We start from the raw sequence: 444 nt of genomic DNA, 5'->3' as shown, positions 1-444 counted from the left end.
GGCGAGGGCGAACCGGTCGGCCACCCCGCTGGCCGCCGCGAGCTCGATCAGCTGGCGGCGCTCGGCCCCGTCACCGACGACAACCACGTTCGCCCCGTCCATCGTGGCCAGAGCGGCGATGAGCACGTCATAGCCCTTCATCCGATCGAGCCGGCCGAGGCTACCTACCACCATCGGGCCCGGCCTGGCCGGCCGGTGCGGCGGGGCGCCGAGGTCGGGGACACCATTCGGGATGCTGCACACCGAACCGCGTCCCAGGACGTAGAAGTCCTCCACCCGTCGCGCGCTGCCGGCTCCCACGGCGACCCGAGCGTCCGCCCGCCGCGACAGCGCCCTGGTCCGCAGGAGCAGCGGCAGGTCAGTCGTCCGCAGCGGAAGCTGATCGACGGCGACGACCCGCAAATCGCAACCGGCCACTCCGGCCGCCAGACCGGCGGCCAGCAT

1 protein-coding gene is annotated in these 444 nt (G+C 73.4%); it reads right to left on the bottom strand.

Annotation, left to right across the window (positions count from 1 at the left end):
* On the bottom strand, window positions 1–444 hold a 444-nt coding region (locus ACY45C_RS21265; protein ID WP_462189326.1), incomplete at both ends, for a glycosyltransferase.

The sequence above is a fragment of the Frankia sp. CcWB2 genome (assembly GCF_977927585.1).
The sequence above is the reverse complement of the archived record's forward strand: the minus strand, read 5'-3'. Positions and strand labels throughout refer to the sequence as shown.